Origin of the sequence: Streptomyces hokutonensis, assembly GCF_000376565.1 — a bacterium.
GTDB classification, from domain to species: Bacteria; Actinomycetota; Actinomycetes; order Streptomycetales; family Streptomycetaceae; genus Streptomyces; species Streptomyces hokutonensis.
Window position 1 is genome coordinate 77,738 of record NZ_BARG01000013.1, and the last position, 24,035, is coordinate 101,772.

Sequence of the window (24,035 nt, forward strand, 5' to 3'; positions counted from 1 at the left end):
AAAGGGCGCTCCCTGCGGTCGCGTCGCCTGCGGCGATTCCGCTGCGCTCCACCCTTGACTAGGTCCGCTCCAGCCCGTCTGAGAAGCGAGCGAGCGGCCCGGAGGAATGGGGGGCCGAGGCATACCGGCCCCTTACGTCGGCTGCGTACGCAACCAGCGGAACGGGGCGCGTCCGCGTCTCGCCAGCACGCCGGGCCGGCTCAGCGGCCAACGGCCGGTGGGGGGGGTGTGGATGGCGGGCGGTGGGTGGTGTGTGGCGGGTGATTGGCGGATGGGGGCCGGAGGACTGGACGGGGTGCCGGGGCGGTCCTGGGTGGTGATCGGGGTGGAGGCCCGGTTCTGCCCATCGCCTTGATTGCCTTGGTCGCCTTGTCCCTGTCTGGGATCCGGTGCGCCGAAATGCGGCAGCCGGGGAGGGCGAGGATGCCGTGTTCTACCGCTGACCCGGCCTGACCCCCTCTGAAAGCTGTGGTCTTTTCTAACCAGTCATGGGGGTGGAGAGTGGTTAGTCTGGGGCCCAGCTTCTGGAGACCCCCAAGCCCCCACCCACTGCTCGTTCGCCCCTCACCGGGGGTTGGCCGCTGAGCCGGCGCGGCGTGCTGGCGAGGCGCGGACGCGCATCCGCTCCGCCGGGTGCGGACGCAGCCCACGTGAGGGGTCAAGGGACCTCGGCCACCCGTTCCTCCCCGGCCGCTCGCTCGCTTCTCAGACGGGCTGGAGCGGACCTAGTCAAGGGTGACCCGGAGGGTCATCGCCGCAGGCGACGCGACCGTAGGGAGCGCCCTTTACTCGGTCCGTGGAAGTCCGACACTGGCAAAGAAGCGAGTGGCCCAACGGTAAGAACTCAGTCGCAGGCCCAGTACACCCCCCGCTAGCGTGCCGTACATGACCACGAACGGCAGCGAAAACCCCCAGGACTCAGACTCCGGCGCCAACCCTCGTTTCGCCGAAGCCATAAGGGAGTTGGGACTCGCGGAACTCCTCAACAGCATCCGGCGCTTCCCGGACGCGACCCGTACCGCAGCGGAGGCCGCCGCCGCGATCGGGTGCGAGTTGAGTGAGATCTGCAAGTCCCTGATCTTCGCGGCGGACGGGGTACCGGTGCTGGTGCTGATGGACGGGGCATCGCGGGTGGACGTGGAGCGGGTCCGGGAGGAGCTCGGCGTCGAGAAGGTCACGCGGGCCAAGGCAGAGGTCGTACGGGAGACGACGGGGTATGCCATCGGAGGCGTGCCGCCCTTTGGGCACCGTACGAAGACTCGGGTGCTCGCGGATCGTTCGCTGCTCGCGCACGATGTCGTGTGGGCCGCCGCAGGCAATCCGCATGCGGTGTTTCCCATGGAGCCGAAGGAACTTGTCGCGTACGCAGGTGCCACCTTGGTGGACGTGCGCGAGCAGATCTCGTGACGCCACTGGTCGCCGCCGCCGTCCTGCTCGCCGCTGTCACCCACGCCTGCTGGAACGCCCTCGCGCACCAAATCACGGACAAGCTGGTCGGGTTCACGCTCATCACGGGTGGTGGGACGGTCATCGGGCTGGCGCTCGTGCCGTTCACGGCTTTTCCGGACGCAGGCGCGTGGCCGTATATCGGGGCCTCCGCGCTCATTCATCTCGCCTACACACTGCTGCTGATGAAGTCTTTCCGGCTGGGGGACTTCGGGCAGGCGTATCCGATCGCGCGCGGCACCGCGCCCCTCGTCGTCACGGTCTTCGCCGCCGTCTTCGCGCACGAGGTGCCGGACGGGTGGGCGGCGGCGGGTATCGCGCTGTCGTGCACGGGACTGACCGGTGTCGCGCTGTGGGGGATGCGCGGGCGGCGGCCCAACTGGGCGGCGATCGGGGCCGCGTTGGCGACGGGGCTGTCGATCGCGGCGTACACCGTCGTGGACGGGCTGGGTGTGCGCGCCTCGGGGTCGTCGCTGGGGTACATCGCCTGGCTGATGGCGGCGGAGGGGTGGATGATCCCGGTCTACGCCTTCTCCCTTCGACGGGGTCAACTCCTCTCGGAACTACGGCCGTTCGCCGCCGTCGGCTTCCTCGGTGCCGCCCTGTCCGTGCTGGCGTACGGACTCGTCCTGTGGGCCCAGACCCGCGCGGCCCTCGCCCCCATCGCCGCCCTGCGCGAGTCGTCGATCATCGTCGGCGCGGCCATCGGAGCGGTCTTCTTCAAGGAGCGGTTCGGGGCGCCCCGGATCGCCGCCGCCGTGCTGCTGGTGGCCGGGATCGGGCTGATGCTGCGCGCGGGTTGACCGTTTCTTCACCCTGCTTGTCGACGACTTGACGATCCGTTCCATGGGCGTTCAGACGGCTGTCTGTGTGTGTGGTGTGTGGTGCCCCTAAGGTCCCTGAGGATTCGGGAGAGAAGGGGCTCATGGAGACACTCCACGCGGTCCGGGCCGGCGGGATCAGCAAGTGCTTCGGCGAGGTCGTCGCGCTCGATGGCGTCGATCTGGATGTGACGCAGGGCCAGATCCACGGTCTGGTCGGGCCGAACGGGGCGGGCAAGACCACCTTGCTCGGTCTGCTGCTGGGGCTGGCCGTCGCCGACAGCGGGCGGCTGGAGATCCTCGGTCAGCAGGTGGGGCGGGCGTTCGCCGCCCCCGACGGTGTGGCCGGTTTCGTGGACGGGCCCGGTCTCTATCCCTCTCTCACCGCCCGGCAGAACCTCGCCGCGCTGGCCGCCCTTCGTGGCGGCGACGCGCGGACGGCGGGCATCGACGACGTGCTCGACCAGGTCGGCCTCACCGATGTCGCCGACGACCGGGCGCGTGGCTTCTCGCTCGGGATGCGCCAACGGCTCGGGCTCGCCGCCGCACTGCTCACCAGACCCCGGCTGCTCATCCTCGACGAACCGTCCAACGGCCTTGATCCGGCGGGCAAGAGACATGTGCACGGAGTGCTCACCAGACTCGCCGCCGACGGAACCGCCGTGGTGCTCTCCAGCCACCGTATGGACGACCTGGAGGCGCTCTGCTCCGAGGTCACGATCCTCGCCACCGGACGGGTCGTGTTCTCCGGGCCGTTGAGCAAGCTGGCCGCCGAGAGCCGTGAACTCGACTACCGGCTGCGGACGTCGGACCCCGGGGCCGCGCGCCGGCTCGCCGCCGACACCGCCGGCGTCCGGATCGTCGACGACAGCGTCGTACGGCAGGACGCCGACGTGTTCGTCGTACGCGCGCTGACGCCCGCCCTCGACGAACTGGTGGCCCAGGTCGTGCGGTCGGGCATCGCGGTGCGTGAACTCGCGCCCGTGGTATCGCCGTTGGAGGCCGCGTTCCTCGCGCTCACCGATCAGGAGGCGGGTCGATGACCGCGGTCGCCGTTGCCGAACGGACCGTCACGGCACCCCCCGTCTCCGTCGCGCGCGGCTACCGCTTCGAACTCGTCAAGCTGGTCTCGCAGTGGCGGGTCCGGCTGCTGGTGCTCGCCTGTTGGGTCGCGCCCGCGCTCTTCGTCGCGGGGGTGAGCCAGCAGGACACCCTCCCCTCCGACACCCTCTTCGGGCGCTGGATGCACGCCACGGGGTGGGCCGGGCCGTTGGTCATGCTTGGTTTCGCGGGTACTTGGGCGTTGCCGCTGCTCACGTCCCTCGTCGCCGGTGACGTGTTCGCCGCCGAGGACCGGCTCGGCACCTGGCGGCATCTGCTGGTGGCGGTCCGTTCGCCCGCGCGGATCTTCGTGGCGAAGACGCTGGCCAGCGTCACCGTCATCCTGGCGCTGGTGGCGGGGCTGGCCGTCTCCAGCACGGTCGGCGGGCTCCTGGCCGTCGGCAACCAGCCGCTGGTCGGCCTCGACGGCCACTTGCTGTCCCCGGGCGACGCGGCCGGCCGGGTCCTGCTCGCCTGGCTCTGCGCCCTCGCCCCGACCCTGGCGCTGGCCGCGATCGGCCTCCTCGGGTCGGTCGCGCTGGGCCGGTCCTCGATGGGGCTGCTGCTGCCGGTGCTGGTGGCCCTCGCGATGCAGGTCGCTCAGATGCTGCCGCTGCCCGTCGCCGTGCGCCTCGCCCTCCCCGGCTACGCCTTCATCTCCTGGAACGGCCTGTTCACCAGCCCGGCCCAGCTCACCCCGCTCCTGATCGCGGTCGCGGTCAGTCTGGCGTGGGCCGTACTCGCGACCGCGCTGGCTCATCTCCTGTTCGTACGGCGGGACTTCACCAACCCGGCCTACGACGGCTCCGGGCGCCGCGCGTTCACCTTCGGCGTGCTGCCGCTGGCCGCGCTGACCGCAGTCACCGTAGGGGCGGTCGCCGTGGCGACTCCGTCGACGGGCTCGGGGATCGAGCAGGCGAAGGTGCAGAAATCCCTCGCCATCGTGTTCGCGCACCTGTACCGCCTCCAGACCGAGCAACTCCACCGGCCCGCCGTCACCGAGGCCCAGCTCCGGACCTCGGCGGCCTGCACCAAGAGCGACGGCCAGGCAGCCCAGGAGGGCGCGGGCAACGACTGGCGCTGCGTCGTGAGCTGGCATCTCCCCGGAGTCGCGGTCACGGGGTCGGCGATCTACCAGCTCGACATCACCTCGGACGGGCGGTTCGTGGCGGACGGCGACGGTCCCAAGGAAGTCAACGGCTACTTCCTGGTGCGGACTTCGACCGGCGATGCCCCGAATCCGCTGTGGCAGTTCGACGGCAACGTCGAACTGCTCGAAACCCAGTGAAGGGAACAGTTCCGTGCAGGTAACCCGCCAGCGTCGGATCAACGAGAAAAACCAGGTCAACCTCTTCGGCAGACACGTCGGCCGCCGGGCACTGCTCGTGACGGCCGGTATCGCCGTCGCCCTCGGCGTCACGGGCACGGCGGTCGCCTCGACATACCAGTTCGGCACCCAGCAGGTCGGCCAGACCACCGCCAACGGCCAGGTCATCTCCAGCGACCAGTACATCAAGCCGTACGGCAGCCGCACCGTCATCAACGACGGCAAGATCATGTCGTCGACGGTCAGCCCGGACGGCACCCACCTCGCCGCCTCGATCGCCGACGGCGACGCCTCTCTGGTGGTCATGGACCTGGCTACCGGTCAGATCAAGCAGAAGATCGGCACCAGCACGGCGGACGACCTGCGCATCAGCAGCGGCGCCGTCGGCCAGGAAGGGCCGACCTACTCGCCCGACGGCAAGCAGCTGTGGCTCGGGCAGGCGAACGGCTACACCAAGTTCACCGTCAACGCCGACGGCACCCTCGCGAGCCCCACCGCCGTCCCGATCGCCGCCGACGGCGCCAAGCAGGCACTCGTGGGCGCGGCCGTGTTCTCCCCCGACGGCTCCACCGTCTACTCGGCGGTCAACGGCCAGAACAAGGTGGTCGCCATCGACGCGGCGACCGGAACCATCAACCAGACCTGGACAGTTGGCACCGCCCCGCGCGGAATCGCCCTGGTCGGCGGCAAGTTGTACGTCAGCAACGAGGGCGGGCGCCCGGCGAAGGCCGGCGACACCACCATCAACTCCTACGGCACCGACGTGCCCGCGAACCCCAAGACCGGCGCCAGCACCACCGGCACGGTCAGCGTCATCGACACCGCCGACCCGTCCGCCGCCGTCGGCACCATCGCCGTAGGACTGCACCCGACCGCCGTGTACGCCAAGAAGGGCGCGGTGTTCGTCACCAACACCGCCGACAACAGCGTGTCGGTCATCGACACCCGCAAGGACAAGGTCGTCCAGACGATCGCCACCCAGCCGTGGCCCGAGGCGTCCGTCGGCTACGAGCCGAACGCGGTGACGCTCACCGACGACGGCCGGCTGCTGGTCACGCTCGGCCGCGCCAACGCGGTCGCCGTCTACCGCTACAGCTCCCCGCAGCAGCCCGCCCGCTACGTCGGCCTGCTCCCCACCGACTACTTCCCCTCGGGCATCACGGCCGACGGCAAGCAGATCGTCGTCGCCAACACCCGCGGCGTGGACGCCCTCCGCCCCGACGCGGCAGGCCACAACACGCACGACACGACGTCGAGCGTCACGCAGTTCACGCTGCCCAGCGACCTGACCGTCAAGTCCCAGACGGCCAAGGTCTTCAAGCAGAACGGCTGGACGCCCGGCTCGGTCGCCACGGCCAAGAGCAAGAGCCGCGCGAAGGCCGTCCCGGTCCCGACGCGGATCGGCGACCCCTCGACGATCAAGCACGTCTTCCTGCTCGTCAAGGAGAACCGCACCTACGACCAGGTCTTCGGCGACCTCCCGCAGGGCAACGGCAACGCCTCGCTCACCCAGTTCGGCGAGAACGTGACGCCCAACCAGCACGCGCTGGCCGAGCAGTTCGGGCTCTACGACAACTTCTACGACATCGGCACCAACTCCGCCGAGGGCCACAACTGGCTGATGCAGTCGGACAATCCGGAGTACACGGAGTCGTCGGCCGGCGAGTACACGCGCAGCTACGACACCGAGAACGACGTCCTCGGTCACCAGAAGACCGGCTTCATCTGGACCGGCGCGCAGGCGGCCGGCAAGTCCGTCAAGGACTTCGGTGAGTTCCAGTCGCTGGAGACCAAGCCGGCCGGCGCGACCTGGCAGAACCTGTACTGCGACAGCAAGAACATGGCCGCCACCGGAGCGGAGACCGCCTACCCCATCAAGACGGGCTCGGCGATCCCCTCCCTCAACGACGTGTCGGTGCAGGGCTTCCCGCTGTTCGACCTCGACGTCCCGGACATCTACAAAGAGCAGATCTGGCAGCAGGACTTCGACAAGAACGGCCCGGCGAACCTGAACATGTTCTGGTTCTCCAACGACCACACCGGCGGCCCGGCCAACGCCGCCGCCGAGGTCGCCGACAACGACCTCGCGGTCGGGAAGATGGTCGACAAGATCACCCACAGCAAGTACTGGAAGGACTCGGCGATCTTCGTCGTCGAGGACGACTCCCAGGCCGGCCTCGACCACGTCGACGGCCACCGCGCCCCGGTCCAGGTCATCAGCCCGTACGCCAACCACGGCACGGTCGACGACCACTACTACTCGCAGATCACCATGGTCCGCACGATCGAGCAGATCCTCGGCATCCACCCGATGAACCAGCTCGACAGCGCGGCCACCCCCATGTACGGCGCCTTCACGAACAAGCCCGACACCACCCCGTTCACCGCGGTCCCCAACCGCACGTCCCTCACCCTGGGCGTGAGCCCCCAGCCGTCCTGCGGCTCGGACACCCCGGCGGCCCAGGACAAGAACGCCCTGGCCGCACCGACAACGGTCGCGGTCCCGCAGGCCGAGAAGACGCTCGCGGCAGAGTGGAAGACCTGGGCCTCCCACCAGCGCCTCACCGGCCCCCACGCGGTCCCCGATTACGCCAACCCCACCCAGATGAACCGCTACACCTGGTACCAGACCCACAACTGGACCAAGCCCTACCCCGGCGACAGCAAGATCTACGCACCGGACGACGTCCCCGGCGCCTACCTCCCGTCGCCGGAGTCCGACGGCTGACCGGAGCCCCGGCCCGTCAACGGTCCCTGACCGGCGTCACCGCCGGTCAGGGGCGTACCGCCACCGCGTCCACCTCGAACAGCATCCCGGGCAGCGCGAGCGAGGCGACCCCGCTCAGCGTCTGGGCCGGCAGACGGTCGCCGAAGTGCGCGTGCAGCGCCTTGCCCAGGGTCTCCAGCTTCGTGAGGTCGTGGTCGACGACGAACGTCCCCAGCCGCACCACGTGCTCGAACCCGAGACCCACTCCCGCAAGCGCCGACCGGAGTCGCGCGAAGGCCACGTCCACCTGCGCCGAGAAGTCCCCCACCACCGGCGCCCCCGTCTCGTCGGACGCGTACTGCCCGCCGATGAAGACGAGTTCACCGGGCGCGGACACCGCGTGGCTGTACCCGAAGGGGGTGGGGTCGTGGAGCGCGGGCGGGTTGGTGATCGTGCGCGCGTCGTTCTTGAGCGTCATGGACGGGAAACGCCCCGCACACTCCGCCCATTCCGTTCCCGCGCCCCTAAAACGGCCCGAAGGGCCAGTTTTAGGGGCGCGGGGAACGGCGCGACCAGCCCCAACGGCGCAGCACCCAACCGACTACCCGATCGACTCAGGCAACAGACACCCCCAGCGCCCCAACACCGGACAGATCATGGGCCCGAACGCTGTTACGATCCGTGGCCGCCCGCCCAAGCGCATGGTGCGGCCACAGCCCACCCGCCACCCGCCGAGACCGCTCCCCCCACTCCCGCGCCTCAACACCACCAGCCTTGTAGTGGTTGAGGGCGTAACCCCCAGAGTGAACTCGCAGCAGCAGAAACCCCCCGGGATAGTCCTTCGCAGCGGTCACCTCCTGCTGCACGACATGCGGCGCCCGCACCAGCAGCGTCCGCTTGTTCCGGTGGGTATGGCCCGCGTGGTGCAGGAAAACCCCCGGCGCCGAGGCATACGCGTCGACGATCGCGCGCGCCTGCCGCCGATCGAGCTGCTGCCCCCGAGTCACCGGGAACACGGAGTCCCGTACGGTCAGCGGATGGTGGCCGAAGACGACGGTCGGCCGGTCCGGCTCCGCCCTCAGCCGCGCCCGGAACCAGGACAGCTGCTCCTCACCGAGCCCACCCGCGTCACCCCCGTTGCCGGCCTTGGCGTACGTGTCGAGCCCGATGATCCGCAACCCGCCGAGATCATGCGCGAAGTACCCGGGCCCGCCGCCGAAGCCATCGCCGAACCCCTCCCGGAACGTGTCGGCGGAACTCCCCGCCCGGTCGTGGTTGCCGCGTACGACGAGATAGTCCCGGCCGAGCGTGCCGAAGCCGTCCAGAATGCGTCTGGCCTCGGCCAGATCCTGCGGCGATCCGCCCGCCGAGATGTCCCCGGCGGCGAGCAGGACGTCCGCCCCGCGCCGCTTGGCCTCCTCCACCAGGGCCCGGGTCATGATCTCCGGATAGGCGGCGAGACCCGCCGCCTGCGACACCCCGCGCAGCAGCGGGAAGCCCGCCATGCGGCCCGCGGTGGTCTCGCCGAGGTGCAGGTCGTTGCAGAGCGCGATGGACAGCAGGTGCCTGCCGGGCGGGGGCTGGGGCGTGGTGAAGGAGTACGTGCCGGTCAGCGAGCCGAGGCCGTGCCGCGAGGTCCCGACGGCGTTCCCGCGCACATGCTGCAACGGCGTCGGTACGGCGGTCACGCCCCGGGAGCGGGCCCGGTAGTAGTACGTCTGCCCGGGCTCCAGGCCGGTCAGCTCCACCTGGTGGTGCGCGGTGGGCCGGTCCTCGGCGGCGACGCGGTTGAGCCGGCCCGGGTGGGTGCCGTAGACGACCTCGCCCTCGGTGACCGCGGGGATGGGGTGGCCGAAACCGTCGTCGGTGCCGGGTATCCGGGTGTGCCAGGTGATGATGGCGCTGTCCTCGGTGAGGGTGACCAACTCCAGGTGGACGGCGGCCAGTTGGCGGAATCCGCCGCGTCCGGGACGGGCGTGGGCGGCACGCAGCAGCGCCGGGGCGAGGAGCGTGCCGGAGCGCAGGACGTCGTACGGAGTGGGGAGCGCGGCGAGGGCCGCGAGGGGAGCCGAGAAGCAGCAGCGCATACCCCATTGTTGCCCCAGGGCCGTGAACGCCGGCCGTGGTACCGACGGCCGCAGCCGTACCAGTGCGCTACGACAGTGCGGTACGCACCGCCCTGACCAGGGCCTGCGCCCGTGGATCAGCCGTCACACTCTTCCGGAACGAATTCGTCACATACCCGAACGCGATGCCCGAATCGGAGTCCGCGAAGCCCAGTGCGCCGCCCCGGCCCGGGTGGCCGAAGGAGCCGTCGGAGAGGAGCGGGGACGCGCCGCCGTGCAGCATGTAGCCCAGGCCGAAACGGGTGTTGATCACGAGGACGCGGTCGGGGCCCGAGGAGCGCTCCGCGCGCGCCAGCTCGGCCGTCTCGGGGGTGAACAGCCGTGTCCCGCCGTCCACTTCGCCGATCAGGGACGCGTAGAAACGGGCCAGGCCGTCCGCCGTCGCGATGCCGTTCGACGCGGGGAGTACGGCGGCCCGGTACGCCGGGTCGTTCTCGTCCGGCATCGGGGTGATCGCGCCGAACGCGCGCCGGGTGAGGGAGTCGGGGTTCGCGTACGCCTCGGAGACCGACCGCTTGGGGCGGACACGGAGGCCGTGCGCGTCCGCCGGGGCCGCCTCGACCTGCGCCACCCGGCCCACCCGCCCCGCCGCACCGGACGGCAGCCCCACCCACAGGTCCGCCCCGACAGGGCCCGCGATCTCGTCCGCGATCCACTCACCGATCGACCGGCCGGTCACCCGCCGCACCAGCTCACCGGTCAGCCAGCTGTACGTCTGCGCGTGATAGCCGTGGTCCGTGCCCGGCTCCCACACCGGTGCCTGTGCCGCCACCGCCGCGGCGCCCAGCACCGGGTCCGCGGCCTGCGCCGGGGTCAGCGGGCGGTCCAGCACCGGGACGCCCGCACGGTGCGCGAGCAGGTGCCACACGAGCGTGCGTTCCTTGCCGGCCGTCTTGTACTCCGGCCAGTAGTCGCCCACGGGAGCGTCCAGGTCCAGCTCCCCGCGCTGCGCGAGCAGGAGCAGTACGGCCGCTGCCACGCCCTTCGTCGCCGAGCGGACGATCTGGGCCGTGTCCCGCTGCCAGGGCGCGGTGCCGTCGACGTCCTTGGTGCCGGCCCACAGGTCGACGACCCGGTGGCCGTCCCGGTACACGGTCACGGCCGCGCCCCGGTCCCCGCGTACCTCGAAGTTGGCCGCGAACGCCTCCCTGACCGGCTCGAAGCCCTCGGCCACCACGCCGTTCACGTCCACGTCCGCACTCCTGGTCCCGCCGGTCCGCTGTCCTACCTCAACCAAGCAGGATCGTGACGTCGATGTTCCCGCGCGTCGCGTTCGAGTACGGGCAGACCTCGTGGGCCGCGTCCACCAGCTTCGCCGCGATGTCCGGGTCGAGCACCGGGAGGGAGACGCTGAGGGCGACCGCGAGGCCGTAGCCGCGCTGCTTGTTGGGGCCGATGCCGACCTTCGCGGCGACCGTGGAACCGGTCAGGTCGAAGCCGGCCCTACGGCCGACCAGGACCAGCGCGTTGTGGAAGCAGGAGCTGTAGCCGGCCGCGAAGAGCTGCTCGGGGTTGGTGCCGTTGCCGTCGCCGCCCATGGCCGGGGGCATCGCGACCTGGAGGGCGAGCTGGCCGTCCTGGCTGCTGACATAGCCGTCCCGGCCGCCGTGCGCGGTGGCCTCGGCGACGTACATGATCTTCGTCGGGCGGGTGTCGACGGCGGTGTCGTCGGCCATGGCGGGACCTCCCCCAGAACGGAAACACGGGACGGAAATACAAGAGTGGGCAACTACATCGTGCACAAGATACTGACCGGTAGGGCGCCTGCGGCTACCAGGGGGTAGCAACCGCCGGTAACCCGAGGTCAGCGGGCCCGTTCCGCCGCCGCCTCAGCGCGCTCCGCCAGCCGCCACAGCTCCCCGCGCAGCCGTACGACCTCCGGCATCTCCAGCTCCGTCGCCGCGAGCAGCGCGCCCGGCACCCGGGCCGCGCGCTCCCTCAACGCGCTGCCGCGCTCCGTGCAGGCGACCAGCACCGAGCGCTCGTCGTGGGCCGCGCGCTCGCGGTGGACGAGCCCGGCCGCCTCCAGGCGCTTCAGGAGCGGCGACAGCGTGCCGTAGTCGAGACGCAGCGCGGTCGAGAGGTCCTTGACCGTGCTCTCGCCGCGCTCCCACAGGACGAGGAGGACGAGGTACTGCGGGTAGGTCAGCTCCAGCTCCTCGAGGAGCGGGCGGTACGCGGCCGTCAGCGCGCGCTGGGCCGCGTACAGCGCGAAGCACAGCTGCTCGTCGAGGAGCAGCGACGTATGGTCCTCGTTCGTCACGCGCCCATTGTCACGGACCGCGGGTCGAACCCGAAGGGCAACTCCAGACGATGGGCCCGCATCAGCACGTCGTCGGAGAGGAGTTCGCCGGTCGCGCCGTCCGCCGCGATCACGCCCTCGCTCAGGATCAGCGAGCGCGGGCACAGCTCCAGCGCGTACGGCAGGTCGTGCGTGACCATGAGGACGGTCACGTCCAACGACCGCAGGATGTCGGCCAGTTCGCGCCGGGAGGCGGGGTCGAGGTTGGAGGAGGGCTCGTCGAGGACGAGGATCTCCGGTTCCATCGCCAACACCGTGGCGACCGCCACCCTGCGCCGCTGCCCGAACGACAGATGGTGCGGGGGACGGTCCGCGAAGTCAGCCATCCCCACCAACTCCAGTGCCGTACGCACCCGTTGCTCCAGCTCCGCGCCCTTCATCCCGGCCGCCGCCGGACCGAACGCCACGTCCTCCCGCACCGTCGGCATGAAGAGCTGGTCGTCGGGGTCCTGGAAGACGATCCCGACCCGGCGCCGGATCTCCGCCATGTGCCGCTTGCCGACCGGGAGTCCGGCCACCGTCACGGTGCCCGCACCGCCCGTGAGAATGCCGTTGAGGTGCAGCACGAGAGTGGTCTTGCCGGCACCGTTCGGGCCGAGCAGGGCGACCCGTTCGCCGCGCGCGACGGTGAAGTCGACGCCGAACAGGGCCTGATGGCCGTCGGGGTAGGCGAAGGCCAGCCCGGAGACATCCAACGAAGGGGAGTCGGTCACAGCGTCCATCCCAACAGGCATACGACAAGGGCGGCACAGGGCAGTGCGAGGGCGTACGACCACTGCGCCCGGTCGGCGGTCACCTCGTCGATCACCGGCATGGAACCCGCGTAACCCCGGCTCACCATGGCCAGATGGACCCGCTCCCCGCGTTCGTAGGAGCGGATGAACAGCGCGCCCGCCGACTTCGAGAGCACACCCCAGTGGCGGACGCCCCGGGCCTCGAAACCCCGTGACTCGCGGGCGATCCGCATCCGCCGCATCTCGTCCGTGATGACATCGCCGTAGCGGATCATGAAGGACGCGATCTGGACGAGGAGCGGCGGGAGCTTCAACCGCTGGAGGCCCAGGAGGAGTTCGCGGAGTTCGGTGGTGGCGGCGAGAAGGACGGAGGCGGCGACGCCCAACGTGCCCTTGGCGAGGACGTTCCAGGCGCCCCAGAGGCCGTTCACGCTCAACTCAAGCCCCAGGAAGGTCACTTGCTCGCCCTCGGCCACGAAAGGCATCAGCACCGCGAACGCGACGAAGGGCACCTCGATCAGCAGGCGGCGGAGCAGGAAGCCTGCGGGCACACGGGCGGCGTGGGCGACGCACGCGAGCAGCACGGCGTACAGCCCGAACGCCCACATCGCCTCGCGCGGGGTCGACACCACGACCACCACGAACGCGAACACGGCGGCCAGCTTGGTGTGCGGCGGCAGCGCGTGCACGCGGGAGTGGCCGTGCCGGTAGAGCCGGTGGGCGTGGCCCGCGCCCATCTCAGGCCGCCTGCGAGGTGCTACGGCGCCTGCGGACCGCCCAGAAGACTCCCGTGCCCGCGACGACCGTGACGCCGACGCCGATCACGCCCGCGAGGCCGCCGGAGAGCCGGGCGTCCTCGACATCGCGCACGCCGTAGTCCGCGAGGGGGGAGTCGGCCGAGGCGTGCTCCTTCGCCGCCCGGTCGATGCCCTGGTCGGCGGCGACCTTCTCCAGGCCGTCGGGGTTCGAGGAGGCGTAGAAGCTGACGAAACCGGCGAGGAGGAGGGAAGCGACGAGACCGGTGATCCACACCTTACGGTGCGAGGCACGTACTGGCTCCAACTCGGGCGTGGCGTCGACGAGTTCGCCGTTCACCCGCAGCTTCAGCCGCTGCTCCAGGCCGCGTGCGCCGTAGACGAGATCCGGGCGTACGGCGATCACCGCGCCGACCGTCAGTGCGGTGATCGCGGCCTCGCCGACGCCGATGAGGACGTGGACGCCGATCATCGCGGTGGCGACCTTGCCGATCGAGACGTCGGTGGTGCCGCCGAGGGCGTAGAGGAGGGTGAAGACGAGGGCGGCGGCGGGGACGGAGAGCAGGGCGGCGGTGAAGGACGCGGCGGTGATCGAGCGGCGGGTGCGCGGGAGGATCTTGACCAGGCCGCGGAAGACGGCGTACGCGACGACCGTCGTGGTGATCGCCATGTCGGTGATGTTCACGCCGAGCGCGGTCAGCCCGCCGTCCGCGAAGAGGATGCCCTGCATGAGCAGGACGACCGAGACGCAGAGGACGCCGGTGCAGGGGCCGACGAGGATCGCGGCCAGGGCGCCGCCCAGGAGGTGGCCGCTGGTGCCGGCCGCGACGGGGAAGTTGAGCATCTGGACGGCGAAGATGAAGGCGGCGACCAGGCCGGCCAGCGGCGCGGTCCGCTCGTCGAGTTCGCGGCGCGCGCCGCGCAGGCTCACGGCGATGGCGCCGGCGGCGACCAATCCGGTCGCGGCGGATACGGGGGCGTCGATGAATCCGTCAGGGACATGCACGGGTTGATTTTAGATGGTTGTTGCGAGTCCTTTGCAAGAGCGAGAAGATCCCCATTCGTTATGTGAGATCTGTCGCCTCGAGGGGCGCTCCCGGGAAAATATGCGACATTGGGGTAGTGGAAGCGGATGCATAGCTTTCACACAGGTCACTCAGCGTAAGGGGCCGCCCGATGTCCGTAGTCGAACAGTACGCGCGAGCCCATATCGTCACCGACGAGGACGTGGACCGGCTGGACCCCGCCGCCGTGCCCGTCGTTCTGCGGTACGACCCCGAATCCGATCCGCGAACCGTCCGTATCGACCTGCCCGGACCGCATGCCTGGACCTTCGACCGGGAGCTGCTGGAGGAGGGGCTGCGCGCCCCGGCCGGCAGCGGCGAGGTGCGCGTGTGGCCCTGCGGGCGGGTGCAGGCCGTGGTCGAGTTCCACTCCGAACAGGGCGTCTCCGTCGTCCAGTTCGAGACGAAGACGATCATGCGCTTCCTGCGGCGGACCTATACGGCCGCCGCACCCGTCGGCACCTGAGGCTCAGCCTCCGAGACTGCTGCCCAGCTTGAGCAGGGCCGCCACGATCGGACCCGCCGTGTCGCCGCCGTGGCCGCCCGCCTGGACCACGCCGGCGGCCACGAGGTCGCCCTTGTACGCGGTGAACCAGCCGTTGGGCTTCTTCTGTCCGTCGACCTCCGCCGAGCCGGTCTTCGCGCCGTAGTCCGAACCGAGCCCGGCCATCGCCTTCGCCGCCGTGCCGTAGTCCGCGGTGTACTTCATGACCTCCTTCAGCTCCGACTGCGTCGTCGACGACATCGTGCGCGAGGCCTTCGCGATCGTGCGGTTGTCGACCGTCGGGGAGACCAGGTACGGCTGGTGGAAGGTGCCCGTGTCGACCGTGGCCGAGACCGACGCCATGTTCAGCGGGTTCATCCGGACCCCGCCCTGGCCGATCAGCGAGGCGCCCATCTGCGCGCCGCTCTGCACCGGGATCGCGCCGTCGAAGGTGGGGACGCCGATGGCCCAGTTGTTCATGCCGAGGCCGTAGACCTGCTGGGCCTCGGTCGTCAGGTCGCTGTTGGTCAGCTTGGGCGCGAAGTTGATGAAGGCGTTGTTGCAGGAGGCCCCGAAGGCCAGCTTGAACGTGCCCTGCTTGATCTCGGAGTCGTCGTCGTTGTGGAAGGTCCAGCCCGCCAGCTTGTACGTCTTGGGGCAGGGGTGGGACGCGTCCGGGGTGATGAGGTTCTTCTCGAAGAGCATCGTCGACGTCACGATCTTCATCGTGGAGCCGGGCGCGAGGGAGCCCTGGAAGGCCACGTTGAAGCCGTGCGAGGCGTTCGCGACGGCCAGGATCTCGCCGGTCGACGCGCGCATCATCACGACCGAGGAGTTCTTCTGCTTGCTCACCTGCGTCTCGGCCGCCGCCTGGAGGGTCGGGCTGAGCGTCGTCTTCACCTTGCCGGGCGTGCCCTTGCTCAGCTCGACGAGCGTCTTGTCGGACTCCTTGGACTTCTTGCCCCGGACCACCCGCAGCTCGATGCCCGCCTTGCCGCCCGCCTTCTTGCCGAACTTCTCCCGCAGCCCGTCCAACACCGGCCCCAGGGACGGGTACTTGGCCGTCGTCAGCTCGCCGCCGTCCCGGTCGTAGGCCTTGATCGGCGGGGTGCCGGACTCGCCCGTCACCAGGGTGTCGCCGTCCGCGAGATCCGGGTGGACGACCGAGGCGTGCCACTGCACATACGGCTTGCCGTCCTTCGCGCTGCGTACGACGGTGAGCGAAGTGGCGTACGTCATCGGCTTGGTGAGGCCCTTGTACGACACCGTGCACTTCACGGTGAAGGGGACCTTGGCGCCGGTGGGGGTGCCCTCGGTGACGGTGACGCCCGTCATGTGGGCGTTCTTGCTGTAGCCGGTGAGCAGCGCGGTGGCGGCCGTCGACTTGTCGGTCGTGGCGGCGGCCTGGGCGACCTTGCCCTGCTGCCAGTCGGCCAGGTACCGCTTCGCGGTCGTCTGGACCTCGGCCGCCGTCAACGGGCCCTTCTTGACGGCCTTGTGGTCGGCGGTGGTCGACGTGTGCGCCTCGGCCGACGCACCTCCGTCGTACAGCGCGTAGGCGCCGACGCCCGCGCCGACGACGGCCACGGCGATCACCCCGCCGACCATGGCGGGTCTCGCCTTCCGTCGCTCGGCGGCGGCCTTCTTCTTGCCCCTCGTGCCCACAGTTCCCGATCCTCCGCGAATCCCCTTGGGCCCCCGTCGCCCTCAGCCCTCACACACCCCAACGACCACGCCCACCCTAGAGTCCCGTCCTGTGCGGGTGGTTCACTTTCCCCGGGGAGTGAGTTCAGCCACTTGCCGCCAGTACCGCCCGGACGATCGGTCCTGCGGCGTCGATGCCGTGGCCGCCGTCCTGCGTCATGGCCGCCGCGGCGACATCGCCCCGGTAGCCGGTGAACCAGCTGTTGGACTTCGACTGCCCGTCCACCTCGGCCGATCCCGTCTTGGCGCCGATGTTCGGGCCGAGCCCGGCCATGATCCCGGCGGCGGTGCCACTGGTCGCGGTGCGGTACATCATCGCCCGCAGCTGCGCCGACGTACTCGCCGACAGGCCCTTGGCGGTGGCCAGTTGGCGGTCGTCGAGGCTCTGCGCGACGAGCACCGGCTGGCGGAACGTGCCCGTCTTCGCGGTCGCCGTCACCGACGCCATGTTCAGCGGGCTCATCTGCACCTGGCCCTGACCGATCAGGTTCGCCGCAGTGTCCGGGCCGCCGGACGCGGGCACCGAGCCGTCGAAGGACGGGATGCCGGTCTTCCAGTTGTCCCGGCCGAGCCCGAAGCGGTCCTGGGCCTCCCGGGTCAGCGAGTCCACCTTGACCGAGTCGGCGAACTTCACGAACGCCGTGTTGCAGGACCGGGCGAAGCTGTCGGCGAGCGTGGCGTTCTCGTTCGGCTTGAGGTTGGTCAGGTTCTTGAAGGTCTGCTCCTGCCACACCGCGGAGGGCGGGCAGGGCGCCGGGCCGTTCATCGTCGTCAGCCCGTTGTCGATGAGCGTGGCGGCGCTGATGATCTTCATCGTCGAACCGGGCGCCAACTGCCCCAGGAACGCCGCGTTGAAGCCGTCGTTACGGTTGTTGGCGATCGCCAGCACCTGTCCGGTGCTCGGCTGGAGCGCCACGATCGACGACTCCGAGTACTTCGTCACGGCCTTCTCGGCGGCGGCCTGCGCGCTCGCGCTGAGCGTCGTACGCACCTTGCCGGCCTTGCCCTTCTCCAGGGTCAGCAGCGTGGTGTCGGCCGAGCCCTCGGCCTGGTGCTTGATCGCCAGCTCGATACCGGCCGAACCGCCCGCTTGGGCGCCGTACTTGGAGCGCAGCTCGTCGAGTATCGGCCCGAGCGACGGGTACTTCTCCTTGGTCAGCACGGTCCCGTTCCGGTCCACGGCCTCGATCGCCGGGCTCGCGGACTCGCCGGTGACGAACGTGTCGCCGCTCTTCAACTCCGGGTGGATGACGGCCGGTTGCCAGTCGACGAGCGCCCGTCCGGTGGTCTTGCCGCGTACGACGGTCAGTCGGCTGCTGTACGCCAGCGGCTTCGACTTCCCGTCGTATGACACCGTTGCCTTCACGGTGAACGGCACGGTCGCCCCGGTCGTCGTGCCAGGGGTGATCTTCACCCCGGTGATGTGCCCGGCCCCGCTGTAGGACTCCAGCACGGTGTCGGCCGCCGCGTCGTTGTTCGTGTACGTAGCTGCCGTCGCCGCCTGCCCCTTCTCCCAGGCCGCGAAGAACTTCGCCGTCGTGTCCTTGACCTCCGACGCGCTCGGCGGCCCGGTCTTCACGGCCGCGGGCCCACCAGAACCGCCCACACCCGAACTCCCACCCAGCGCGGACACGACGTTGTACGCCCCGTATCCCGCCCCTCCCACCATCACGGCGAACACACTGCCGATGACGGTGGCCTTTACCCCCTTGCGCATGGGTCGTTCCCCTCCCCGTTAACAGTCCCTCGACTGTATGGGGCGTGGGGGAAAGCTGTGAGGGGTGTTGCCTTTTGTTGTCCTAACGGAGACCGGCGGTGAAGGCGGACCAGGCGGAGGCGGGGAGGAGGAGTACGGGGCCGTCCGGGACCTTGGAGTCACGGACGGGGATGAGGCCGGTGACTCCGTCGGCGACCTCGAGGCATTCGCCGCCGGTGCCGTTGCTGTAGCTGCTCTTACGCCAGAGGGCGGCGCTCAAGTCGATCTTCGTGCTTGCCATTTCGATAGTCCTCTGCCGCTGCCTGGATCATGGCCAGGGACGCCTCAGGTGACAGTGCGGCGGCCCTGAGCAGATCGTACGACTCGCGGTAGTCCTTCACGAGCGCCGGATAGTCGATGAGTTGGCCGCTGTGCAGGCTCTCGACGTACACCACCGGTGGGGCGTCGGCGAAGGTCATGGTCCTGGTCATGCCCATCATGAACGGGTGGGTCGAGGAGGTTTCCGGGACGATCTGCAGAATGGAGCGAGTGGTCGTGATGACGTGCGCGACGTGCTCCAGCAACTCGGCCATTCCGTCATCGGCGAGCACCCGGCGGCGGATCACGGACTCGTCGAGAATCGCCCAGAACGCAGGGGGGTTGTCGGCCTCGAAGAGGCTGGCTCGTCCCATCCGGGCGGACACCTTCTTCTCCACCTCAGCGTCCCTGGCCCGAGGCATGGCGGCTCGTACGATCGCGCGGGCATAGGCCGATGTCTGGAGCAGGCCAGGCAGCAGCATCGGTGCCCAGTCCTCGATAGTGCCCGCGTGTTGCTCCATCTCCGCGACATCGGCGAAGTACTCCGCGTGCCCCGACTGCTTCGCCTTGCGCGCGTCTTCACAACGGCGCTCGAAAAACCCGTCCGTCCCGAGGACCTTGTCCACGTGCCGGGCCAGATCCAGCGGCATCCGCCGCTCCCCGTGCTCGATCTGGCTCAGGAACGGCACCCCCCGATAGCTGCCCTCCGCCAACTGTTCCAGCGTCAGACCCGCGAGTTCCCTCTTGAAGCGCAACTCCGCGCCATAGAAGGAGGGGACGTTCGCCGACGCGTCGGTGTCCTTGCGAGGGGGCACAACTCACCACCGCCATTTGCTCGTTGACAGGCGTAACTCGAACTCCTTTCACGGTAGGGCCTGTCACGTCACTGTGTGAGTGATTCGTCACAGAGAGCACAGAAAGGCGCACGGAGAGATGCCCCTACAACCCACTTCCGGCCCCTACGACACGGTCCTGTGCGCGGAGGAACTCCGCGACGCACTCGCCGCCCACGGCATCACACTCCCGTCACTCCGGGCAGACCTGCCCAGCTTCGCGGGGACGTCCGGCGGCTCCAAGGGGCTGGTCGCACTGGGCAACTGCAACCTCGACACGGCCCGCCGCCTGGCCGCCGTACTCCGTGAGGCGGCGGAACGGTGAACGCGACACACTTCGAAGCCGCCCTGCTCGCCGTACCGAAGGCGGTCCCCGAACTACGGCACGCGGTGCGCGGTTACCTCGGCGGCGACGGCCCGCACCCCGAAGTGGAGCTGTGCGTCAGCGAGTTGGTGAGCAACGTCATCCGGCACGTGGGCGAGGGAACGCCGGTACGGGTACGGGTCACCAGGGTCGGTGGGGTCGGCGGGGTCGCCCGGGTCGGTCCGGACGGCGACCGGATCCGCGTCGAGGTGGCCGACCCCGACCCGCGTGCCCTGCCCGTCCTCCTGGACGCCACCACGGACACCGGCCTCGGTGCGGAGTCGGGGCGCGGGTTGATGCTGCTGGACGCGGTGGCGGTGCGGTGGGGGGTGGAGCAGGGGGTGTCGGGGAAGGTGGTGTGGTGCGAGGTGCGGGCCCCGGCCTCCCCGGCACCGGCCTCCTCCAGGAAGTGAGGCGTACGCACGAGGACACGGACATGGTGGAACACTTGTCTGGTGCTTTCGGCACCGCCATCCCGCAGGCCACGCTCGTCCAGTACCGTTCCCGCGGGGGGTGCCATGTCCGGGTGGATCACATTGGGTGCCGGCTGCTTCGTCGTAGCCGTGGGCGTGTTGGCCTTGATCGGCCGGGGAGTCGCACCGCACGCGCAGTCTCGTAAATCTGGCTGGGGCCGGATAGCGATGGGGGGCGGCTTCGTTCTGGACGGCGGAGCCCGACTTCTGGGCGTCTCATCCGGAGTGGGGTTGGTTGTTTCCGCTCTTGCCCTGGGACTCGTAGTGCTCGGTGTAGTGCTTCAGATCCGAGCGGGAGTGTTCACCAGGGCGCGTCAGGCAGGAGACGCCGAATGAACAGATGGCTGAGCACCCGGAGCACATGGCTGGTCATACCGATCCTGTGGGCGATCATCCTGACAGGCGCCCTGATCGGAATCGCATGTGCTCGAACCTTCTTTGAAAACCCGCCTCTGAGGCCCTTCACCTCTGAACTCCCGATGGCGGTAGGCGGCAGTCTCTTCGTCGCCGTCGTCGGCGCGACGAGGTTGCGTCGCAGGCAGCGGCAGCTGGACCAATAACGACCACTGAACAACGGCGACTTGGTTGAAAGCCTGTGTGCGGTGGTCTGGGTGGGTTCTAGTCTCGTGTGGTGGTAGGGGGCGGGGCTGGTACGGGGGTTCACGTGGCGGGTGTCGGGGCTGTGCCGGGCGGACCACGGTTGTTCGTCTCGCACGCGGGGGCGGACCAGGCGTGGGCGGAGTGGGTGGCCTGGCAGTTGCAGGATGCCGGGTACGACGTGGAGTTGGCCGTCTGGCACTGGGGGGCCGGCGAGAACGTCATCCAGAACATGGACCGGGCCTTGGCTGCCGGGCCGACGGTGGCGTTGTTCTCGGCCGCGTACTTCGACTCCGAGCGGTGGACCACCGAGGAGTGGACCGCGAAGCTGGCCGCCCGGGAGAAGCTGATCCCGGTCCGGATCGAGGACTGCGCCGTGCGGCCGATGGTGCAGGCGTTGCTTGCGCCGGCGTTGTTCGGTCTGGGGGAGGAGCAGGCGCGGGAGGTGCTGCTGGCGGCGGTGGCGGGGCCGGCGGGGGTTCCGCGGGTGCCTCCAGGCTTTCCTCCGGGCCAAGGCGGGGCGGGGCGGCTGCGGAGGATGGGGGCGAGCGGGCCGCGACTGCCGGGGACGCTGCCGAGGGTGTGGAACGTGCCGGCGCGTAATGCCGGGTTCGTGGGCCGGGATGCGCTGTTGGTCGAGGTGCGGTCGCGGCTGGCGGGCGGTCGTGCGGTGGCGCTGGATGGCCGCGGGGGTGTGGGTAAGACGCAGCTCGCGGCCGAGTACGCGCACCGGTTTTGCGGAGAGTACGAGCTGGTGTGGTGGGTGCGGGCGGAGGATCCGGCGCTGATTCCTGGGCAGTTGGCTTTGCTGGCGGTTGAGACGGGGGCTGCGCAGCCGGAGACGCCTCTTGAGGAGGCGATGCGGGCGCTGGGGCATGAGCTGGGGTCGCGGTCGCGCTGGCTGGTCGTTTTCGACAACGCGGAGGACCCTGCGGCGTTGGCGGACTTCGTGCCGTCCGGGGCAGGGCATGTGCTGATCACCTCTCGTAACCCGGACTGGCACGGTGTGGCCTCGCCGTTGGATGTCCATGTGCTGGCGCGACGGGAGTCGATCGATCTGCTGCGCAGTCGGACGCGGTGGCTGACGGAGGCGGATGCGGGGCGGCTGGCGGAGGCGTTGGATGACCTGCCGCTGGCTTTGGTGCAGGCGGCTGCTGTGCTGACGACGACGGCCGTGGACGACTACCTGGCCCTGCTGGCGGTCAAGGCCAGCGAGGTCACCGATGAGGGCAGGCCGCGGGATTATCGGTGGTCGTTTGCCGCGCAGATCCGGCTGAGCATGCAACGGCTGCGGGAGCAGGACCCGGAGGCGGCGGAGGTGATGAACGCCTGTGCACTGCTCGCTCCGGAACCGTTTGCTCTGCCCACCAGCATCCGGCAAGAGGCTGACGAGGATTCGTCCGCGGGCAGGGCAGTGGCGGACTGGCGCACGAGAAACCGTGTTCTGTCGGCACTCCACCAGCACGGGCTGGCCCGAGTGGCGGGCGGGAGCCTGCACCTGCACCGTCTGACTCAGGCTGTCCTCAAAGACCAACTCACCGACGGGGAGCGTGCTGCTGCCGCGCGCAACGCCAGCGTCTTGCTCGCTGCGGCGTTCCCCGGCAGGGCGCAGGACCCTGCGTCCTGGCCTCGCTGGCCCGACTTGCTACCTCACCTACTGGCCATCGACCACGCCGACCTGGTCAGCGAGGACGCCCGCTTCGCCGCATGCGAAGCTTGCCTTTACCTCCTACAGCGTGGCAGCGCACCAGCGATCCTGCCCCGCCTCGAAGACCTCCACCAAGCCTGGAACGCCCTGCTAGGCCCTGATCACGTTCACACCTGGTGGGCCGTCAACTACTTAGCGATGGCATCAAGTGCTGTTGGCGATCATGAGGGTGCTCACACCCTGCACGAGGACCTGTACGACCGGCAGCGGCGCGTGTTCGGTGAGGATCATCCCGGCCCCCTAGGCATCGCGTCCAACCTGGCGTCTGATCTGGCGGCTGTGGGACGGGTGGAGGAGGCATTGGAGCTCAGCGAGAACACCCTGTCCCGGCGGCGGCGGATATTCGGTGAGGATCACCCCGACTCTTTGCGTACCGCGTCCAACCTGGCGAATCGGTTGGCGGCTGTGGGGCGGGCGGAGGAGGCGGTGGAACTGTGCGAGGACACCCTGTCCCGGCGGCGGCGGATATTCGGTGAGGATCACCCCGACTCTTTGCGTACCGCGTCCAACCTGGCGAATCGGTTGTCGGCTGTGGGGCGGGCGGAGGAGGCGGTGGAGCTGGGTGAGGACACCCTGTCCCGGCAGCGGCGGGTGTTGGGTGAGGACCACCCCGACACCCTGAGCACCGCGTACAACCTGGCGATCCGGTGGGCGGCTGTGGGGCGGGCGGAGGAGGCGGTGGAGCTGGGTGAGGACACCCTGTCCCGGCGGCGGCGGGTGTTCGGTGAGGATCACCGCGACGCCCTGCGCACCGCGTCCAATCTGGCGGTTGATCTGGCGGAGGTGGGTCGGGTGGAGGAGGCGGTCGTGTTGGGTGAGGACACCCTGGCCCGGCAGCGGCGGGTGCTGGGTGAGGACGACCCCGACACTTTGCGCACCGCGTCCAACCTGGTGAATCGGCTGGCGACTGTGGGTCGGGTGGAGGAGGCGCTGGCGCTGTGCGAGGACACTCTGGCGCGCCGACGGCGGGTGCTGGGCGAGGACCATCCCGACACCCAGCGCACCGCAAGCCTGCTCGACAGCCTCACCCAGCCGAACGGTGGCTGATACGCCTCAGGGCGTGGACATCCCCAGACGTCCACCGAGATATGCGATGGCAATCAAACCGCCCCGTCAGACCAGCTACCCCCAGCCCGCCGTAAACCTGCCCGCGCCCAGACCCGAACCACCCTCCGCCCGCCCAAAGGCGACCAACCACCCCCAGTACGGGATCGGCCGCCGCGTCGTTGTTCGTGTACGACGCGGCCGTCGTCGCCTTGACCTCCGACGCGCTCGGAGGCCCGCTCTTCACGGACGCGGGTCCGCCGGAACCGCCGACACTTGAACTGTCGTTCAGTGCGGATACGACGTTGTACGCCCCGTACCCCGCTCCTCTCACCATCACGGCGAACACACTGCCGATGACGGTGGCTTTTACCCCCTTGTGCATGGGGCGTGGGGAAAGCTGTGAGGGGTGTTGCCTCTTGTTGTCTCAA

General features: G+C 69.7%; 21 protein-coding genes and 1 pseudogene. 9 read left to right on the forward strand and 13 right to left on the reverse strand.

Features of this window, described 5'->3' with window-relative positions; all coding sequences use genetic code 11:
• The first annotated feature begins 885 nt into the window (after positions 1-885).
• The 5 genes from SSP08S_RS05545 to SSP08S_RS05565 all read left to right on the forward strand — a co-directional run bounded on the left by SSP08S_RS05545 (position 886) and on the right by SSP08S_RS05565 (position 7,423).
• Entirely contained in the window at positions 886-1,407 is a 522-nt protein-coding gene (locus SSP08S_RS05545) for a YbaK/EbsC family protein (RefSeq protein WP_026178201.1), read from the forward strand.
• Positions 1,404-2,249: an EamA family transporter gene (locus tag SSP08S_RS05550; protein ID WP_019066580.1), complete on the forward strand. Its 846-nt coding sequence runs from the start codon at positions 1,404-1,406 to the stop codon at positions 2,247-2,249. The genes SSP08S_RS05545 and SSP08S_RS05550 overlap by 4 nt, the downstream gene beginning before the upstream one ends.
• A 122-nt stretch (positions 2,250-2,371) precedes the next feature.
• On the forward strand, positions 2,372-3,310 hold the full coding sequence (locus tag SSP08S_RS05555; RefSeq protein WP_019066581.1) for an ABC transporter ATP-binding protein: 939 nt from the start codon (positions 2,372-2,374) through the stop codon (positions 3,308-3,310).
• Positions 3,307-4,656, forward strand: a complete 1,350-nt coding sequence (locus tag SSP08S_RS05560) for an ABC transporter permease (protein ID WP_019066582.1) — start codon at positions 3,307-3,309, stop codon at positions 4,654-4,656. Before SSP08S_RS05555 ends, SSP08S_RS05560 begins: the two co-directional genes overlap by 4 nt.
• A 13-nt stretch (positions 4,657-4,669) precedes the next feature.
• On the forward strand, positions 4,670-7,423 hold the full coding sequence (locus SSP08S_RS05565) for a bifunctional YncE family protein/alkaline phosphatase family protein (protein ID WP_019066583.1): 2,754 nt from the start codon (positions 4,670-4,672) through the stop codon (positions 7,421-7,423).
• A 46-nt stretch (positions 7,424-7,469) separates the two neighbouring features.
• On the opposite strand, the gene SSP08S_RS05570 is transcribed toward SSP08S_RS05565, so the two are convergent.
• The 8 genes from SSP08S_RS05570 to SSP08S_RS05605 all read right to left on the reverse strand — a co-directional run bounded on the left by SSP08S_RS05570 (position 7,470) and on the right by SSP08S_RS05605 (position 14,325).
• On the reverse strand, positions 7,470-7,880 hold the full coding sequence (locus SSP08S_RS05570; protein ID WP_019066584.1) for a RidA family protein: 411 nt from the start codon (positions 7,878-7,880) through the stop codon (positions 7,470-7,472).
• Between the two features lie 136 nt (positions 7,881-8,016).
• Positions 8,017-9,489, reverse strand: a complete 1,473-nt coding sequence (locus tag SSP08S_RS05575) for a purple acid phosphatase family protein (protein WP_019066585.1) — start codon at positions 9,487-9,489, stop codon at positions 8,017-8,019.
• 67 nt (positions 9,490-9,556) lie between these two features.
• Positions 9,557-10,720 (reverse strand): serine hydrolase domain-containing protein, encoded by a 1,164-nt coding sequence (locus SSP08S_RS05580; RefSeq protein WP_019066586.1) that lies wholly within the window; start codon positions 10,718-10,720, stop codon positions 9,557-9,559.
• A 37-nt stretch (positions 10,721-10,757) separates the two neighbouring features.
• The gene (locus tag SSP08S_RS05585; protein WP_019066587.1) at positions 10,758-11,204 is read right to left on the reverse strand and encodes an organic hydroperoxide resistance protein; all 447 of its coding nucleotides are present in this window, start codon (positions 11,202-11,204) and stop codon (positions 10,758-10,760) included.
• Between the two features lie 128 nt (positions 11,205-11,332).
• On the reverse strand, positions 11,333-11,791 hold the full coding sequence (locus SSP08S_RS05590; RefSeq protein ID WP_019066588.1) for a MarR family winged helix-turn-helix transcriptional regulator: 459 nt from the start codon (positions 11,789-11,791) through the stop codon (positions 11,333-11,335).
• Positions 11,788-12,552 (reverse strand): energy-coupling factor ABC transporter ATP-binding protein, encoded by a 765-nt coding sequence (locus tag SSP08S_RS05595; RefSeq protein ID WP_026178202.1) that lies wholly within the window; start codon positions 12,550-12,552, stop codon positions 11,788-11,790. The genes SSP08S_RS05590 and SSP08S_RS05595 overlap by 4 nt, the downstream gene beginning before the upstream one ends.
• Positions 12,540-13,301, reverse strand: a complete 762-nt coding sequence (gene cbiQ, locus SSP08S_RS05600; protein ID WP_019066590.1) for a cobalt ECF transporter T component CbiQ — start codon at positions 13,299-13,301, stop codon at positions 12,540-12,542. The genes SSP08S_RS05595 and cbiQ overlap by 13 nt, the downstream gene beginning before the upstream one ends.
• A 1-nt stretch (position 13,302) precedes the next feature.
• On the reverse strand, positions 13,303-14,325 hold the full coding sequence (locus SSP08S_RS05605) for an energy-coupling factor ABC transporter permease (protein ID WP_019066591.1): 1,023 nt from the start codon (positions 14,323-14,325) through the stop codon (positions 13,303-13,305).
• Positions 14,326-14,495: 170 nt separating this feature from the next.
• Between SSP08S_RS05605 and SSP08S_RS05610 the strand changes: the two genes are divergently transcribed.
• Complete coding sequence (locus SSP08S_RS05610; RefSeq protein WP_019066592.1) at positions 14,496-14,849, forward strand: SsgA family sporulation/cell division regulator; 354 nt, start codon at positions 14,496-14,498, stop codon at positions 14,847-14,849.
• A 3-nt stretch (positions 14,850-14,852) separates the two neighbouring features.
• Here SSP08S_RS05610 and SSP08S_RS05615 read toward each other — a convergent pair whose 3' ends face one another.
• The 4 genes from SSP08S_RS05615 to SSP08S_RS05630 form a co-directional block, all read right to left on the reverse strand.
• The gene (locus tag SSP08S_RS05615; protein ID WP_051105853.1) at positions 14,853-16,475 is read right to left on the reverse strand and encodes a penicillin-binding transpeptidase domain-containing protein; all 1,623 of its coding nucleotides are present in this window, start codon (positions 16,473-16,475) and stop codon (positions 14,853-14,855) included.
• A 181-nt stretch (positions 16,476-16,656) separates the two neighbouring features.
• Complete coding sequence (locus tag SSP08S_RS05620) at positions 16,657-18,288, reverse strand: penicillin-binding transpeptidase domain-containing protein (protein WP_019066594.1); 1,632 nt, start codon at positions 18,286-18,288, stop codon at positions 16,657-16,659.
• Between the two features lie 82 nt (positions 18,289-18,370).
• Entirely contained in the window at positions 18,371-18,568 is a 198-nt protein-coding gene (locus SSP08S_RS05625) for a DUF397 domain-containing protein (RefSeq protein WP_026178203.1), read from the reverse strand.
• A complete protein-coding gene (locus SSP08S_RS05630) occupies positions 18,525-19,400 on the reverse strand; it encodes a helix-turn-helix domain-containing protein (RefSeq protein ID WP_019066596.1) in 876 nt (291 codons plus the stop codon). The genes SSP08S_RS05625 and SSP08S_RS05630 overlap by 44 nt, the downstream gene beginning before the upstream one ends.
• A gap of 118 nt (positions 19,401-19,518) precedes the next feature.
• Between SSP08S_RS05630 and SSP08S_RS05635 the strand changes: the two genes are divergently transcribed.
• The 3 genes from SSP08S_RS05635 (at position 19,519) to fxsT (ending at position 23,607) form a co-directional block, all read left to right on the forward strand.
• Complete coding sequence (locus SSP08S_RS05635; RefSeq protein ID WP_019066597.1) at positions 19,519-19,743, forward strand: hypothetical protein; 225 nt, start codon at positions 19,519-19,521, stop codon at positions 19,741-19,743.
• Positions 19,740-20,195, forward strand: coding sequence for an ATP-binding protein (locus tag SSP08S_RS54835; protein ID WP_019066598.1), 456 nt, complete (start codon positions 19,740-19,742; stop codon positions 20,193-20,195). Before SSP08S_RS05635 ends, SSP08S_RS54835 begins: the two co-directional genes overlap by 4 nt.
• A 742-nt stretch (positions 20,196-20,937) precedes the next feature.
• Positions 20,938-23,607: an FxSxx-COOH system tetratricopeptide repeat protein gene (gene fxsT, locus SSP08S_RS54840; RefSeq protein WP_281176124.1), complete on the forward strand. Its 2,670-nt coding sequence runs from the start codon at positions 20,938-20,940 to the stop codon at positions 23,605-23,607.
• A gap of 154 nt (positions 23,608-23,761) precedes the next feature.
• Here fxsT and SSP08S_RS63220 read toward each other — a convergent pair.
• A pseudogene (locus SSP08S_RS63220) lies at positions 23,762-23,989 on the reverse strand (penicillin-binding transpeptidase domain-containing protein); the annotation flags it as partial.
• Positions 23,990-24,035: the final 46 nt, after the last annotated feature.